The 14,258-nt window shown below is 39.8% G+C and carries 14 protein-coding genes and 1 pseudogene; 10 read left to right on the top strand and 5 right to left on the bottom strand.

The annotated features are described in order from the left end of the window. The 3 genes from fliE to AC6H44_RS03710 form a co-directional block, all read right to left on the bottom strand. On the bottom strand, nt 1-333 hold the full coding sequence (gene fliE, locus AC6H44_RS03720; RefSeq protein ID WP_500737581.1) for a flagellar hook-basal body complex protein FliE: 333 nt from the start codon (nt 331-333) through the stop codon (nt 1-3). Nucleotides 334-481: 148 nt separating this feature from the next. Continuing rightward, nucleotides 482-1,900, bottom strand: a complete 1,419-nt coding sequence (locus tag AC6H44_RS03715; protein WP_500737580.1) for a sigma-54-dependent transcriptional regulator — start codon at nt 1,898-1,900, stop codon at nt 482-484. Beyond that, on the bottom strand, nt 1,900-3,009 hold the full coding sequence (locus AC6H44_RS03710; RefSeq protein ID WP_500737579.1) for a sensor histidine kinase: 1,110 nt from the start codon (nt 3,007-3,009) through the stop codon (nt 1,900-1,902). Before AC6H44_RS03710 ends, AC6H44_RS03715 begins: the two co-directional genes overlap by 1 nt. A 130-nt stretch (nt 3,010-3,139) precedes the next feature. Here AC6H44_RS03710 and AC6H44_RS03705 point away from each other — a divergent pair. Then, a pseudogene (locus AC6H44_RS03705) lies at nt 3,140-3,316 on the top strand (DNA-3-methyladenine glycosylase I); the annotation flags it as partial. An 82-nt stretch (nt 3,317-3,398) separates the two neighbouring features. On the opposite strand, the gene ltrA reads toward AC6H44_RS03705, so the two are convergent. Beyond that, the gene (ltrA, locus tag AC6H44_RS03700; protein ID WP_500737578.1) at nt 3,399-4,673 is read right to left on the bottom strand and encodes a group II intron reverse transcriptase/maturase; all 1,275 of its coding nucleotides are present in this window, start codon (nt 4,671-4,673) and stop codon (nt 3,399-3,401) included. 539 nt (nt 4,674-5,212) lie between these two features. Between ltrA and AC6H44_RS03695 the strand changes: the two genes are divergently transcribed. Further along, complete coding sequence (locus AC6H44_RS03695; protein WP_500737577.1) at nt 5,213-5,749, top strand: DNA-3-methyladenine glycosylase I; 537 nt, start codon at nt 5,213-5,215, stop codon at nt 5,747-5,749. A 116-nt stretch (nt 5,750-5,865) separates the two neighbouring features. Here AC6H44_RS03695 and AC6H44_RS03690 read toward each other — a convergent pair whose 3' ends face one another. Continuing rightward, nucleotides 5,866-7,302, bottom strand: a complete 1,437-nt coding sequence (locus AC6H44_RS03690; RefSeq protein WP_500737575.1) for a sigma-54 dependent transcriptional regulator — start codon at nt 7,300-7,302, stop codon at nt 5,866-5,868. A gap of 366 nt (nt 7,303-7,668) precedes the next feature. Between AC6H44_RS03690 and fliS the strand changes: the two genes are divergently transcribed. From fliS to AC6H44_RS03650, 8 genes are read left to right on the top strand one after another with little or no spacing between them, the layout of a single operon-like run. Next, nucleotides 7,669-8,064, top strand: a complete 396-nt coding sequence (gene fliS / locus AC6H44_RS03685; protein WP_500737574.1) for a flagellar export chaperone FliS — start codon at nt 7,669-7,671, stop codon at nt 8,062-8,064. Beyond that, nucleotides 8,064-8,387 (top strand): hypothetical protein, encoded by a 324-nt coding sequence (locus AC6H44_RS03680; protein WP_500737573.1) that lies wholly within the window; start codon nt 8,064-8,066, stop codon nt 8,385-8,387. The genes fliS and AC6H44_RS03680 overlap by 1 nt, the downstream gene beginning before the upstream one ends. Nucleotides 8,388-8,431: 44 nt before the next feature. Next, nucleotides 8,432-9,433 carry a UDP-N-acetylglucosamine 4,6-dehydratase (inverting) gene (gene pseB, locus AC6H44_RS03675; RefSeq protein WP_500737571.1) on the top strand — a complete coding sequence of 334 codons (1,002 nt, stop codon included), beginning with the start codon at nt 8,432-8,434 and terminating at the stop codon, nt 9,431-9,433. Nucleotides 9,434-9,446: 13 nt separating this feature from the next. After that, nucleotides 9,447-10,598, top strand: coding sequence for a UDP-4-amino-4,6-dideoxy-N-acetyl-beta-L-altrosamine transaminase (pseC, locus tag AC6H44_RS03670; RefSeq protein WP_500737569.1), 1,152 nt, complete (start codon nt 9,447-9,449; stop codon nt 10,596-10,598). After that, nucleotides 10,595-11,455 (top strand): aldo/keto reductase, encoded by an 861-nt coding sequence (locus AC6H44_RS03665; RefSeq protein WP_500737568.1) that lies wholly within the window; start codon nt 10,595-10,597, stop codon nt 11,453-11,455. The genes pseC and AC6H44_RS03665 overlap by 4 nt, the downstream gene beginning before the upstream one ends. Nucleotides 11,456-11,477: 22 nt before the next feature. After that, nucleotides 11,478-12,242 carry a cytidylyltransferase domain-containing protein gene (locus AC6H44_RS03660; protein WP_500737567.1) on the top strand — a complete coding sequence of 255 codons (765 nt, stop codon included), beginning with the start codon at nt 11,478-11,480 and terminating at the stop codon, nt 12,240-12,242. Beyond that, a complete protein-coding gene (locus AC6H44_RS03655) occupies nt 12,235-13,521 on the top strand; it encodes an aminotransferase class III-fold pyridoxal phosphate-dependent enzyme (RefSeq protein WP_500737566.1) in 1,287 nt (428 codons plus the stop codon). Before AC6H44_RS03660 ends, AC6H44_RS03655 begins: the two co-directional genes overlap by 8 nt. Nucleotides 13,522-13,570: 49 nt before the next feature. Continuing rightward, nucleotides 13,571-14,242: a PIG-L deacetylase family protein gene (locus AC6H44_RS03650; protein ID WP_500737565.1), complete on the top strand. Its 672-nt coding sequence runs from the start codon at nt 13,571-13,573 to the stop codon at nt 14,240-14,242. Nucleotides 14,243-14,258: the final 16 nt, after the last annotated feature.

Here is a 14,258-nt window from a genome sequence, read left to right as displayed (position 1 = left end):
TTAAACAGGCATGTTCATAATTTCTTTATAAGATTCAACAAGCTTATTACGAACCTGTACTGTAGCTTCAAATGCTACAGACGACTTTTGCGAAGCAATCATTGCCTCAGCGAGCGATACACTTCTGTCGCCCATTTCAACCGCTTTTACTTTTTGCCCGGTGTCTTGCTGTAACTCATGCACAGTATTGAGCGCATTACTGAGCATGTCACCAAACTGCGCCGTAGAAGTCGATTGAACTTGCGTGGCAAAATTATTAACCTGGTTACTACGTGTGGCCTCTGCAGCCATAGATTGCATTTCTTGAAATAAAGCATTGTTTTGAATTTTCATAATTGTCTCTGATAATGCAGTAAACTCTTAAATAGAATAAAGCACAAAGCATGCCAAAAATAAAAGCGCTTTAAAACAATGATTTAATATAAAAATAACGGGGTCAGAGTTTTGACAGCCCTAAATTTAACACTTAGGGCTGATGAGATTATGCAGGGAGGGAAATACCTAAATCGCGCATTTGCGCTAATTTGTAACGTAAAGTACGTGGGCTGATACCTAAGGTTTCGGCCACCTCTTTGCGTTTTCCTTGGCAACGCGCCAACGTGTCTAAAATAATGCGATGCTCTTTATCTTTAAGCTCATCTTTATAACTACCGGTATCAATAGCGAGTAAGTCATTTTTTTGCTCATCAGAGGCTACTTTTTCATCATAATAGGCGTTAATTTCATTGTTTTTTATAGGCTCTGCGGCTTTCGTTTCTGCCACAAATTGAGTCGCTGCCAAATTTTCAATAAAAATGGCATGCTCATCAATGCTATTGCCACTACGTAAAATTAAAGCGCGTTGAATCACATTATCTAGTTCTCGGACATTACCAGGCCAACTATGGCTCAGTAATTTTTGCTCGGCGCTACTGTCTAAATACGCCATTGGCTCTTTGCTTTTAGTTAAATGGCGCTCAATCAAGTGCTTAGCCAGCACAATAATATCGCCCGGGCGTTCACACAGTGGTCGCCATAACAGTGGAAAAACATTGAGCCGGTAATATAAATCTTCACGGAACTGATTATCAGCAACCGCCTCTTTTAATTCTCGGTTACTAGTCGCTAATACCCGCACATCAAGCGATATTGTTTTACGCCCGCCTAGTCGCTCAACTTCACGCTCTTGTAAAACCCGTAGCAATTTGGCTTGCAGGCCTAAATCCATTTCGGTAATTTCATCAAGTAAAATAGTGCCGCCTTGCGCTTGTTCAAATTTACCTGGGCACGCTTGTATCGCACCGGTAAACGCGCCCTTCTCATAACCAAATAAGGTGGCTTCAAGCATGTTTTCAGGGATTGCAGCGCAATTAATTGCCACAAATGGTTCGTTACAACGTTTTGACTTATCATGAATATAACGCGCCAATACCTCTTTACCAGAACCACTTGGCCCTAGCACCATCACACTGGCGTCTGAGCGAGCGACTTTAGCTGCAAGCTCTAATAACTGGATACTGCTGGGATCGGCTACAATGGGACCGTCTGTTTCTTTTTCCTTTTCAGGCAAGTAACGGCTCACCATATTTAATAATACTTCTGGGGCAAATGGCTTAGCCATATAATCAATCGCACCTAGGCGCATGGCCTCTACCGCATCATCAATCGTGGCATAGGCCGTCATCATCAATACAGGTAAATCAGGGTGATTTAATTTAATACTACGCAATAAATCTAAGCCACTCATTGCGCCCATTTGCACATCACTAACCACCAGTGAAAATACCTCTTTTTTCAATAGTAACATAGCTTGCTCTGCACTATTGGCCGCCACGCAGGCTATACCAGACATTTCTAAGGTATCAATTAACGCTTCACGAAGCCCGGCATCATCTTCAACAACTAAAATAGTGTTACTCATTATGACTCCCCTAATTTAGATGTGACACTAATGGGCAGCAACACATTAAAAATTGCTCCCCCCTCTGGGTTGTTATTTGCTTCAACACGTCCTTGATGTGCACTGGCCACTGAACTGACAACGGCAAGCCCTAAGCCTGTACCTTGGCTTTTAGTGGTATAAAAGGGTTCAAATATTTTTTCAATTTTTGTTATATCAATCCCTGGGCCGTTGTCACTGACACTAATGCGAACATAATCAGGGTTTTGCTTATCGCGTAAAGCACTTAAGTGCACCTGTGCACCACAGCCTATGACTTGAATACTGTTATGAATGAGGTTTTGAATAGCGCTTGCCAATGCTGTTTTATTACCCATAATTTCAATGTCGGGCTCAGGCAAGCTCACATTTAACTGGCTTTCATTGAGTGCGACCATGGCATCTGCACCCGTTTTAACCTCACTGAGTAACTGCTGCATCGACACATGCTCAACAACTTGCTGATCACCACTTTTGGCAAATAGCAGCATATCGTTTACTTGGGTTTCTAAATCTTTTAAGCGTGACATCAACTTAGTGTGAAAATTACCACGAGAGGCTTCAGGCAACCGCTTAGAGCCTAAATTAGCGGCATACAACATAGCTGCTGATAACGGTGTGCGTACTTGATGGGCCAAAGAGGCCACCATTTTACCTAACGCACTTAAACGCTGCATATGCGCGACGCGTTTTTGTAAGCGCCGTGTTTCGGTCAAATCGGTCATTAATATAAGTTGCCCGGGCTCTGGCGCAAGTGCGGTTATATCGAGTTTAATTAAGCGCCCATCTTTTAAAGACACTTCATGACCATCATCTTGATGAGGACGAAATGAGCGCTGAATAACATTAAACCATTTTTCACCTTCAAGGGGCTCACCGAGCATGTCAATGGCGATTTGATTGGCTTTGGCGATCATCCCTTTACCGTCAAGTACAATCACGCCCGCAGGCATAGTATCCACTAAATGAGAGAGCCAACTTGCTTGCTGACGCAAATCACTCAACTCACCAACATACTCCTCTTGCAGTAAACATGGGTTATACTGGTTAGCAGAAATAAACGGGTGTTTTAGCACACTTGCAAGGACCATAATCAACTCTCTAAAATAATCTTGTTATAATGGTTAATGCACAATATGTACCAAAAATATTTAACAATATATTCAAAAACTTAAGTAGACTTTAATACGTGACGTAAAAATGACGCGCTAAGGAATAAGCATGAATAAAGAGACTAACAATCGCTGCCCATGGCTCGATACCTCAAAACCAGACTATGTTGATTACCATGACCATGAATGGGGCGTGCCTGTGTATGACGATCAGCCGCTTTTTGAGTTTTTAACCTTAGAGTCGGCTCAAGCAGGATTAAGCTGGTACACCATATTATCGAGTAGGGTGAGGCTTTTGCCTCATCCCTCTCACAGAACCGTACGTACGGGCCTCGTATACGGCTCCTGTATTCCTCTATCCCTTCGGCTTATTTACTAAACGCCGATTGAGCAAGCCATCCTGTACTTACTTTTTCCATTGAATATAAACCTAGCTCTTCAAACCATTGGTTTGGCATTGCTACACTCGATAATGGACTTAGGGAGTTTCGCCATGAGTTCATTTTTATAAACTTAAATGGCGGCTTTTTCCCTAATTGTTTTAGTCGTTTATGCAATCTCGCTGGATTTTTCCACAACCTTAACTGAATGGCCCTTAATCGGCGTCTTAACCACCCCGCAAGCTGGTTTAATGCTCGTTTACAATTGGCTATACTGAAATAATTTACAAAACCACGCACCACTGGGTTTAGTCTTTTTATTATTTCAACTAAGTTCATGCCGCTATTTCGTTTTGTTAATCGTTTAACTTTTTGTTTAAAGCCTTTGAGTTTTGACCCTTGGATCCGTGTCCAATTACACCCTATCTCCACTCCCAAAAATTTTACCCCTTCACTGCTATGCGCTATGTGGGTTTTCTTTTGGTTGACTGTTAACTTCAAGTCTTTCTCCAGTATCTGAGTTGCTACAGTGAGTGCATGTTTCGCTGCTTTTTCTGTGCAGCATAAGATCAAAATGTCGTCGGCGTACCTCACTATTCTGTGATTTCGCTTTTTCATTTCTTGATCGAACGCATCTAGGTAGATATTTGCCAACAATGGACTGATAACCCCTCCTTGTGGACTCCCTACCTCACTCGCTTCCCAATGATTGCCTATCATTACCCCACTTTTTAAAAACTGATTGAGCAGCTTTAAAATGCTACCGTCTGTCACTTTACGTTTGACGCTGCTAATAATTAAATCGTGATCTAACAGGTCAAAGCACTTCGACAGATCCATATCAACCACCCACTCACGCTGATATTTACGAATAAATACCGTGGCTTTGCTGATGGCATCATGGCAGCTTCGTTTCGGCCTGTACCCATAACTTGATGGGTGAAAGTCGATGTCGAAGATCGGTTGGAGAATGTTCAATAGCGCTTGTTGTACTATGCGATCGCGAACTGTTGGAATGCCCAGCAATCTCACGCCGCCATCGTCTTTCGGTATTTCTATCCGTTTGACCGGCTGCGCGCGATACTGCTTGCTTTGCAGTTCTCGTTGCAGTTGTTTCAAGTTTTCTTCTAAATTCAAGGCGAACGCGGCTATGGACTGCCCATCTATTCCGGCGGCTCCTTTTGCTGTTTTCACTTTTTTGAATCCCTTGTACAGGTTATTAATATCTAATAATTGCCCATACAAGCTGTAGTAAACTGTCATCAATTGCCTTTGCTTGCGGTATGTCTGTCGTTTCACATTGATGTATAGTGGTGTCCTTCATGATGACATTAGGTGTGCTAGCCCAGTGGCAATCTGCCTAAGTGGTCAATCATTACTCCCGTGCTCGGCCTTTAATTCTCAGCGTCCACATTCCTGCTTAGCCGTCATCTCTTGCCTATTTCCGTCGAAATACATGTGAGCCTATACACCGATATTCCTGATTTTCATACACTTAAAGAATACTTCCCCCCTTCGCAATCAATTAAAACTTTTGATTTAAATTGACCCTATCAGACACGCTGCTGATAGTCGGCTTGGTTTTGCCCTCCACACCATTACTGGCTTTCATCGGCCTAGCCTTACTCACTACTACGGGTTCATCTGCCACCTCACACCGACGTTAAACCTTGGGTTTCCCCTTGAGTTTAGGCCACTTATTTACACTAAGTTTAGATGCCAGGCTTCCCCAGTTACTGTGCTGGCTCCCTGTTAACAATCCCACCCTCAAACACAGTATAGGTCTGACTGAGTATCGGGCTTTGCGCTATTTTGCACGCTTACCCACCTACACTGCCGAAACAGGTTCACTTGCGTTGTGTACTGTTAACTTCCTATCGCTTCCTTCAGACCCTGCCGTTGGCCAGCAACGCCCTTACGATTCGGATTATCTTCCCCTCAGTCGGGGTGATTCAGATTTCTTTCAACCTGACGGGTTTGCCAGCTTCGCTGGGCAAACAAAAAAACGCGCTGGCTATCGACGCGCATTTTTGGATTTTGACGTAGAAAAAGTCGCACAAATGAGCAACCAAGATATTGAGATCCAACAAGAGTTTGGCAGCTTTAGTAACTATCAATGGCAGTTTGTTGACGGTAAGCCATTAGTAAGTGATTTAGATAAACTGAGTGACTACCCTGCAATTACCGAGGCATCCACTGCTTTTGCCAAAGACTTAAAAAAGCGCGATTTTAAGTTTTTAGGCCCAACCACAGTGTACGCCCATATGCAGGCCTGTGGTATGGTCAACGATCATAGTAATAATTGTTTTAGGAAGGAAGAAGTTAAAAAGCAAAGCTAGCTGCGGGTTACGAGACGCGGGGTAAGCCCGCTGACAAGTGTAGTGCCGAGCTTGCATTGGACGCGGTGTTTAGTTTTTCTAACCTAACACCTACTACCTAACACCTGCCCTTAACCTTAATCTCTCGATAGGTTATATTTTTTCATCTTTTCAACCAGTGTAGTGCGCCTTACCCCTAGCACCTCAGCGGCACGGGCAACAACATAATCAAAGCGCTCCAATGCTTGGGTTATTAAGCTAATTTCAAGTTCGGCTAAGTACTCTTTAAGCTCAATACCATCATCGGGTAACAGGCCGGGCGCCGCTTGAACAAATTCATTTTCAAGTTCTAATTCGTTCTCATTAAACCCACTGCTAAATATATCGTTAAACGCGTCGCGCTCCATGAGCTCTTCTGGGTATTGTGGCTCATACGCTTCAACTTCAATGTAGCGATATTTGGTGGGTAAATCGGGGATATCTACCACTTTATCTGGGAACATAATTACCATACGCTCAACAAGATTAGCCAGCTCACGAATATTACCCGGCCACGAATGCTCTTTTAAACTATCAATAGCCCGCTCTGTAAATTTAGCCGTGGTGCCGCTTTGCTCATTTACGCGGCGCATCAACTCTTTTAATAATAGCGGAATGTCATCAGCACGCTGAGTAAGCGAGGGGCTTTCAATCGGGAAAACATTTAAACGATAGTACAAGTCTTCTCGAAATGAGCCTTTCTCTATCATATTTTCAAGGTCACGATGGGTTGCAGCAATCACTCGCACATCAGCCTGAATGGCTTTTGTTCCACCAACTCGCTCATAACTTCGCTCTTGCAACACTCGCAGTAACTTAACCTGCATTTGCAGTGGCATATCCCCTATTTCATCTAAAAATAGCGTGCCACCTTGGGCTAGTTCAAACCGCCCTTTACGAGCAGAAATGGCGCCAGTAAATGCGCCTTTTTCATGGCCAAATAATTCACTTTCGAGTAACTCACCCGGAATAGCACCACAGTTTACCGGTACAAATGGCCCTTTATTTCGCTTAGAAAATAAATGTACATTGCGTGCTACTACCTCTTTACCAGTACCCGACTCCCCTAAAATAAGCACATTAGCATCGGTTTTTGCAACCTGAGTAATTAAAAAACGTAAGTCTTTTACCGCTTTAGTTTCACCCACTAAGCCATCAAAAGTGCTTTTCTCTTTATTATGTTTATGCTCATGGGGTAGCATTCGCTGATATTGTTGGCAGTCATGTAATAGCTGTGTTGTTACTTCATGTGAAAATGGCTCGCAAATTAACCCCACTACATTAGCTATGCTTAGTAGCGGTTTAAGCGTTTCGCCAATTAATAAAAAAGGCAATGTAGGGTAGCGTTTAATTAAGCTTTCATGATCTAATGATTGCAACGCGCCTAGCACCACAATACATTCTTTGTTTTGATACTGGCTACATGCCTGTTCAAAATCTGCTTCTGTTTGCATCTGTACCGACTCACCAATAAACGTAAGCGATGCATGTAGCCCAATAGAGCGATTATTATTATTATCTAAAATTAAGATCATTCTTAGCGAGCCATTTATTTCACTAATTTATTTTATGTATCAAATTGTAAGCCAGTTAAACTTGGATGCAAGTAATAGCGGCGATTTTTTGACATTAACGCCAAAAAACAGACACCCACGCTACAAAATAAATACTTTATCATTAAAAATTCATGTATTTATCTAACAAGCCTACTCAGTTATACTGATTAATAAGATTATATCTGTTCATTTTATGATGTGTAATGCAGCGTAAAGAAAACCGATAAAAAGTGCTATTATTGCTTAAAGGTGTGACTGTTTTTGCCGATAAGTAATAGTCAAACTTATGTTGGAACTAAACTTGCTTAAGTTTAAAACATGTAATTAAAATTTGAGGAATTACCCATGGCCCATGCATCAATTAATAAATACCGTCAGATAACAGTCAGCAGCGTAAAAGAAATGACGCCTTACGAACAGGTTAAACTGGTGTTTGTGAATATTGTTGGCAAGCTCTCAGCTGCAAAAGGATTTATTGAACGAAAAGAGTTAGAAAAAAAAGGCACGGCTATTTCTGATTGTATTGTTTTACTTGGTGCGCTTCAGCAAGTACTTAATTTTGAAAACGACAACGAAATTTCTGCTAATCTTGACTCACTCTACGACTATTGCCAGCGCTGCTTACTTAATGCAAACCTTGAAAACGATATCAATAAAATTGATGAAGTAATCATTTTAATCAAAGAAATTAAGTCAGGCTGGGAAGCCATTCCGTTTGATCAAAGAGAAACGCAGTTATAATGGTTTTAAAACAAGTCACTAGCCCACAAGTTGCTGATAGTAAGACGCGCGAATATTGTAATGAGCTGGTAAGTTTAATTGCTGATACTCAGGATTGGGATATTGAGCAAGCGCTTACTATTCACAATCAGTTAGACAGCTACATGAGTGAATCTTTAAAGCATAACCCAGGTTTTTACTCTGAATCTGAGCTTGCGTTTTTAATTAACCTGACAAAGCAGCTATCTGCTAAAATAGAAGCTCAAAAGCAACTATTAGCAGTTAAAATAGTTGGTAATCAAAAAAATAAAAAAGCTGTTAATAAGTATAAATCTAACTCCTAAAAAGATTTTAAAATATTAGGCTGGTTATCTGTGGAGAAAAACACATGTTTAATGGAAAGGTTGTTTTAATAACGGGTGGAACCGGGTCGTTTGGTAAAAAGTACGTCAAAACTTTATTGGAACGATATAAACCAAAAAAGATTATTATTTTCTCTCGTGATGAGCTAAAACAATTCGAAATGCAACAAGATTTCGATCAGCCTTGTATGCGCTATTTTATTGGCGATGTTCGCGATAAAGATCGCTTACGCCGTGCGATGCGGGGAGTTGACTATGTAATTCATGCAGCTGCCCTAAAACAAGTACCTGCCGCAGAATACAACCCAATGGAGTGTATTAAAACCAACATTAATGGTGCGGAAAATGTTATAAATGCTGCGCTTGATAATGACGTTGAAAAAGTAATTGCACTTTCCACTGACAAAGCCGCAAACCCAATTAATTTATATGGTGCGACTAAATTAGCTTCTGACAAACTATTTGTAGCAGCAAATAACATTGCAGGTGGACATAAAACGACATTTTCTGTTGTACGTTATGGCAATGTAGTTTGTTCTCGTGGGTCAGTCGTGCCAATTTTTCAAAAATTTATAAATGAAGGCCGTGATCACATCCCTATTACTCACGACGAGATGACTCGTTTTTGGATAAGTCTTCAGCAAGGTGTAGATTTTGTTTTAACTAACTTTGAACGCATGCTTGGTGGTGAAATTTTTGTACCTAAAATACCATCAATTCGTATTGCTGATTTAGCGAAAGCAATGGCACCTGAGTTACCCATAAAAATTATAGGCATTCGCCCCGGCGAAAAGTTACATGAAGTGATGTGCCCTGCCGATCTTTGCTTTGAAACTTATGAATATAATGACCACTACGTCATTGCCCCAGGCATTAAATTTAGTAGTCGTAGTAACGACTTTACGGTTAATGCACTTAATGAAAAAGGTAAAAAAGTTCAACAAGGTTTTGAGTACAACTCTTTAAATAACCCACATTACATGACGATTAAAGAAATTGAAGCTTTTAATGTAGAAGCCATGATTTAGAAGTAAAAACCTTATGATCCCATACGGCAAACAAGTTATCTCCGAGCAAGACATCGCTGCAGTCGTTGATGTATTAAAATCAAACTGGTTAACACAAGGCCCTAAAGTGCCAGAGTTTGAACACGCTATTGCAGATTACTGTCGCGCGTTGTATGCGTGTGCAACCAATAGTGCAACATCAGCACTGCATATTGCTTGCTTAGCGCTGGGGGTTGGTGAGGGTGACACTGTTTGGACTTCACCTATCTCATTCGTCGCCTCGGCAAATTGTGCTTTATATTGTGGCGCTCAAATTGACTTTGTTGATATTGATTTAGCAACGGGCAATATGTCTACTATTGAGCTTGAAAAAAAATTGATTGTTGCCAAAAAGAACAATCGCTTACCTAAAGTTGTTATTCCAGTGCATCTTGCAGGCCAATCTTGTGATATGAAGGCTATACACAAACTAGCAATTGAGTATGGGTTTAAAATTATTGAAGATGCCTCTCACGCTATTGGCGCAAAATATAAAGGAAAGTCAGTTGGTTGCTGTGATTATTCTGACATCACGGTATTTAGTTTTCATCCAGTTAAAATTATCACCTCTGCTGAGGGCGGCATGGCGGTAACAAATTGCGATGTGCTTGATAATAAAATGAAACGCTTACGCAGTCATGGTATTACATCCAACGTAGATGAAATGAGTGAACCAAGTCACGGTCCTTGGTACTACCAGCAAGTTGAACTAGGTTTTAACTATAGAATGACTGAACTACAAGCCGCGTTAGGATTAAGCCAACTCACGAGACTTGATGAGTTCGTTGCCAAGCGTAACAATATAGCAAAACGCTACACTAATGAATTTAAAGAGTTACCGCTTGCACATCTTACACAATCCCCTAGCAGCTATTCTAGTTATCATTTATATATTATAAAATTAACGGGTAATGCAACTGAGCACCACAAATCCCTTATCTGTAATTTAAGAGAGCATGGTATTACGAGTCACTTACATTATATTCCCATTCATATTCAACCATATTATAAACAGCTAGGTTTTCAAGAAAATGATTTCCCAAATGCAATTGCCTATTATAATTGTGCGCTTACCATACCACTGCATCCTGAGTTAACAAGTGCAGAGCAAAGTCACATAATAAACACAATTACTGAACAACTATGAAAATCGCTTTAGGGACTGCCCAGTTTGGCTTAAATTATGGCATTAGTAACACCTGCGGACAGGTAAAAGCTGATGAGATTAAACAAATACTTAATATGGCACTAAAAGCTGGGATCACAGTGGTTGATACAGCATCAGCGTACGGAAACAGTGAGAAGAATATTGGTAACTCAGGTTTAAGCCAAGCTCTATCTATTATCACAAAAGTCTCATCTAAAAATGTTTATGAACAGGTAATAAACAGTTTAAAAAATCTAAACTGTGAAACACTAGACGCAGTATTATTTCATAATTGTGATTTGCTTTTAGGCGAAGCAGGTGAAGATTATTTTTCGCAGCTAGAACAATTAAAAGCTCAAGGAATCGTTAAGCGAATAGGTATTTCTGTTTACACCCCTGAAGAATTTGAAATACTAAGCGATAAGTTTAATTTTGATCTAGTTCAAGCACCTGTTAACTGGTTAGATCAACGCTTTATACAACCAAAAATCATCAATAGGCTACTAGAAAAAAATATAAAACTTCATGCTCGTTCAATATTTTTGCAAGGGCTGCTCTTAGAACCACATATTCAAAAAAGCGCCTATTTTTCCCAATTTAGTAATGCGTTTTCTCGTTACAATCGTATTATTAACGAATTGAACTGCAGCCGACTCACCTTTGCATTAGCAATCATTGCTCAAAAAGCGCCACATATTGAAAGTGCAATTATTGGCTGCTGCTCACAAGAGCAGCTAACACAATTAATAGATAGTTACGGTATTGCAAAAGAACTTACACTTCCCTCTGATGACGTATTAACTTCTTTAGCTTCAACTGAATTAGCATTGATCAATCCATCGCGATGGATTGGTTAATTAAGCGCTAGGATTAATAAACATGATAAATGCATTTATGCAAACAAGAACCGGGTCAACACGCTTGCCTAATAAAGTGTTGAAAGATCTTTTTGGTCTACCTATGTTCATCCAGCAAGCTAAGCGAGTTCAACAGGCCAAATTAATAGATGAACTTGTTATTATAACGAGTACCGATAAAAGCGATGACATTATCGAAGAGTTATGTAAAAAAAATCATCTATTATGCTTTAGAGGCAGTTTGAGCAATGTACTCAGCCGATACTTTAATGCAGAACTCAATTATCCTTGTGATGCTATTGTTAGAATTACCGCTGACTGCCCTGTGATTGATCCTGGACTGATAGATGATGTCATAAGTACGCATTTAAAAAACAACAACGATTATACTTCAAATTGTTTAATTGCTTCATACCCTGATGGTCTTGATGTTGAAATAATGAGTAAAAAAGCGTTACACGATGCGTATAAATTTGCAAAAAAACCGTCTGAATTAGAGCATGTTACCCCTTACATTACCAGCAACCCTAATACATACAAATTGCAAAATATAAAAAGTAAGCAAGACTTATCTAATTACAGATGGACGGTTGATGAACCAGAAGATTTTGCATTAATATCATTAATATATGAGCACCTATATAAAAAAAAGCCTAATTTCACTTACCACGATATATTGGCACTTTATACTCATAAACCTGAGCTAAGCTTAATAAATGCCCAAATTTTTCGAAATGAGGGAATGGTTAAATCATTACAAAAAGATAAAGAAGAAGGCTATGAATAATTACGCTAAATCAGGCCAATGGCTTCAAAGGGCAGAAAAAACAATTCCTCTTGGCTCTCAAACCTTTAGTAAAAGCAAAATTGCATTTCCACACAATGCTGCTCCCTTATTTATTGAACGCGGATTAGGATCTAAAGTGTGGGATGCTGATACTAATGAGTATATAGATTTTGTGAATGCACTGTTATCTGTATCTTTAGGCTATTGTGATATTGATGTAAATCAAGCAGTAACTGATCAACTCGCCTTTGGCGTCACTTTTTCACTTTCCCATAAACTTGAAATAGAAGTTGCAGAGGAGTTAGTAAAGCTTATACCTTGCGCGGAAATGGTACGCTTTGGTAAAAATGGCAGCGATGCAACATCAGCTGCAATAAGGCTTGCAAGAGCTTACACTAATAAAGAGCATGTTGCTGTTTGCGGCTATCACGGTTGGCAAGACTGGTATATTGGCTCAACAACGCGAAATTTAGGCGTCCCTAAATGCGTGCAAGCACTTACTCATGCCTTTACATATAATGATCTTAGCTCATTAGAAAAACTTTTTCTTGAATACCCAGATAAGCTAGCCGCTGTAATTATGGAGCCCATGAATACAACCTACCCTAAACCGGGATTTCTTGAGGGTGTAAAAGCCCTCTGCCTAAAATACGGTACTGTGCTTATTTTTGATGAAACTATAACCGGATTTCGGTTTGACTTGCATGGTGCTCAAGGATTATTTAACGTCACCCCTGACCTAGCAACTTTTGGCAAAGGAATGGCAAATGGCTTTCCTATATCAGCTGTTGTTGGTAAAAAAGAAATAATGACGTTAATGGAAGATATTTTTTTCTCAGGCACATTTGCTGGTGAAACAATGTCATTAGCAGCTAGCAAAGCAACATTAAAAAAAATACAACAACATAACGTACTTCAGCATATTCATGGTTTAGGTGAAAAGCTAATTTATGAGCTTAATATATTAATAGAAAAACACGATGTAAAAGATTGGCTGAGCACTGCGGGTCACCCATCGTGGTCTTTTATTATTATTAAAGACACGCAAAAATACTCTTCATTAGAGCTGAAATCCTTATTTATTCAAGAGATGTGTGCCAGAGGTATTTTAATTGGGGGAAGCCATAACCTTAGTTTTGCTCATACGGTTAGCGATATAGATAAGCTTATTAATGCATACGATGAAGTTATTGCCATTTTAAAAAATACAATAAAAGCGCATAACTTATATGATATTTTTAAAGGTGACTTATTAAAGCCAGTGTTTAAGGTTAGATAATGCTAAAAATATGCCACTTCTTTAATTATATCTCTGTAGGATAAAAAATATGAAAGTTGCAATAATTATCGCCCACCCTGACGATGAAACACTCGGCTGTGGTGCCACAATAGCGAGCCATATTGAAAAAGGTGATGATATATATATTCTGGCGCTTTCTAATGGAGTTAGCTCGCGTCTAAAGCACAATGAAACAGATATTGAAACACGACAAGCTGCCTTTTTAAATGCAACCCAACATTTAGGCATTTCACCTAAGCAGTTAACATCGTTGGACTTTCCTGATAATGAATTCGATACAGTGTCGCTGCTGAAAATAGCGCAAGCTATCGAACTATTTTTATCTAAAAATATAGTTACACGCGTTTATACCCACTATCATAGCGATTTAAATGTTGATCATCGAAAAACTTATGAGGCTGTTTTAACAGCCTGCAGGCCACAACCTGCACAAACCGTAAAGCAAATATTTTGCTTCGAAACACTGTCAAGCACTGAGTGGGCGAGTCACCGTTATGAGGCATTTAAACCCAACTACTTCGTCAATATCGAGCATGTATTTAATAAAAAAATAATGGCTTTAAAAGCTTATAGTGATGAAATGAGAGAAGCCCCACACACTCGGAGCATTGAGAATATTGAAGCCCTCGCTAAATTTAGAGGTATGTCTATAGGCATTCCACTTGCCGAAGCATTTTATATTGAACGTTTTATAGATTAACCAGGCTCATTACCCT

This window comes from Pseudoalteromonas sp. TAP-3C, from assembly GCF_059888565.1.
The sequence above is the reverse complement of the archived record's forward strand: the minus strand, read 5'-3'. Positions and strand labels throughout refer to the sequence as shown.